This is a genomic window from Planktotalea frisia (assembly GCF_001890925.1).
GTDB classification, from domain to species: Bacteria; Pseudomonadota; Alphaproteobacteria; order Rhodobacterales; family Rhodobacteraceae; genus Planktotalea; species Planktotalea frisia.
On sequence record NZ_MLCB01000195.1, the window covers coordinates 1 to 1,662 of the forward strand.

The 1,662-nt window shown below is 53.4% G+C and carries 4 protein-coding genes; 1 reads left to right on the forward strand and 3 read right to left on the reverse strand.

Annotated elements, in window-relative coordinates; genetic code table 11:
* Positions 1-47: 47 nt before the first annotated feature.
* The 3 genes from PFRI_RS21725 to PFRI_RS17990 are packed head-to-tail and all read right to left on the reverse strand — an operon-like array spanning position 48 to position 1,085.
* The gene (locus tag PFRI_RS21725) at positions 48-257 is read right to left on the reverse strand and encodes a type 1 glutamine amidotransferase family protein (protein WP_245812457.1); all 210 of its coding nucleotides are present in this window, start codon (positions 255-257) and stop codon (positions 48-50) included.
* Positions 258-280: 23 nt separating this feature from the next.
* A complete protein-coding gene (locus tag PFRI_RS21730) occupies positions 281-442 on the reverse strand; it encodes a hypothetical protein (RefSeq protein ID WP_245812459.1) in 162 nt (53 codons plus the stop codon).
* A 1-nt stretch (position 443) separates the two neighbouring features.
* Positions 444-1,085, reverse strand: coding sequence for an NAD(P)H-dependent oxidoreductase (locus PFRI_RS17990; RefSeq protein ID WP_072632084.1), 642 nt, complete (start codon positions 1,083-1,085; stop codon positions 444-446).
* Positions 1,086-1,180: 95 nt separating this feature from the next.
* Here PFRI_RS17990 and PFRI_RS17995 point away from each other — a divergent pair, with 95 nt between their 5' ends.
* Positions 1,181-1,615 (forward strand): winged helix-turn-helix transcriptional regulator, encoded by a 435-nt coding sequence (locus tag PFRI_RS17995; RefSeq protein ID WP_072632085.1) that lies wholly within the window; start codon positions 1,181-1,183, stop codon positions 1,613-1,615.
* Positions 1,616-1,662 lie beyond the last annotated feature (47 nt).

Below are 1,662 nucleotides of genomic sequence, written 5' to 3' on the forward strand. Positions count from 1 at the left end.
CGGATCATGCGGTTAGCTGAATCGTTCTACGGTCAGACGTCAACCCGTCAAAAGTCGGGTGCTCGAGGACTCTGTGTATAGAGCTTTTTCACGTCTGCATCATCCGCAGGCATTGCCAATTCCTCGATCGCGACAGGCGCGCCGGTTGGCGTTACAATATCAATCTCAAAACCCGCGTTCATGAGATGAAGCATAGGCAAGCCCATCTCGACGGGATGGTTTCCCGTAGAGAATTTTTTGCCGTTGGCCATCGTCATGTTGCGTTCTTCGGTGCAAATCATCAGTACGCGATTTTGGGGCCTGCATAAGGTTTGGCATAAGCGCCACCATCATAATCCGTTGTGGTCGATGTGCCCAGTTTGATTGCCAAGGGAGAAGGGCTGAACGCACCATCTGTTGTGGGTATCGGTGTCGCGCGAAACAGCTTACGTAGAATGCCCATGTCAGTTGACCTCTGTAACGATGGTATCGCGGGATTTGCGGACTTTGCCCATTGGCAGCAACCAATCATTGGCCTCGTCGCGAAACCCCAAAGGCAGCAACACAACCGACCGCAAGCCGCGTTCTTTCAGGCCAAGGATCGCGTCCACGGCATCGGGATTAAAGCCTTCCATCGGCGTGCTATCGACCTCTTGCTCGGCGGCGGCGACCAGTGCAATCCCGAGAGCGATATAGGCTTGGCGCGCGGCATGGGCGTAATTGGCCTCCGCCTCACGCGGCAGGTAATTGGACTTCAGATTGTCGTAATAAGCGTGCAGCATCGGCAGATCGCCACGTGCCGCTACATTGAGATCAACGACGTTGTCGATCCGTTCGGCTGTGTAATTATCCCACGCCGCAAAGACCAAAAGATGCGATCCATCGGTGATCTGTGCCTGTCCGCCGGCTGCTTCGGTAATCTTGCTGCGAATCTCAGGATTGCTCACGACAAACAACTCAAAAGGTTGCGTGCCACTGGATGTCGGGGCCATGCGAATGGCCTCGACAATCGCATCTACTTTGTCCTGTGGAACAGCTTTTGACGGGTCCATCTTCTTGGTGGCGTAACGCCAGTTCAAAAGGTCGTTGAGTGGTTTCGCGGTCATGTGTGTGGTCCTATTGCTAGCGCCCTAACGGGGCAGTATACATTTGTAACCGACTATCTATGAGGAACCATTGTGCGCCGCAAGAAGGCACATTTATGAACCTCGGTCACAAAAAGGGAACCGCCATGCTGGATGACAAACAATGCCCCGATTGCAAACGCATCAATGAAGTGCTTTCGCGTGTAGGTGACAGGTGGAGCGTGCTTGTTGTGATCTCTTTGGCCGAATACGGAACGCTGCGGTTTAACGAACTCAAGCGCAACCTGGGCATCTCGCAGCGGATGCTCAGCCTGACGTTAAAAGAGTTGGAACGCGACGGCCTCGTGAACCGGACCTATCACCCAACTATCCCGCCAAAAGTTGAATACAACCTGACCAATATGGGGCAGTCATTCCGAGAGCCCATCAGTGCTTTGGGCTATTGGGCACTAGAAAACCTCGCCACGATTGATGTTGCGCGGCGCGCATATGATGAGAAAGTGACTAACCAACTCACTTATACACAGAGTCCTCGAGCACCCGACTTTTGACGGGTTGACGTCTGACCGTAGAACGATTCAGCTAACCGCATGATCCG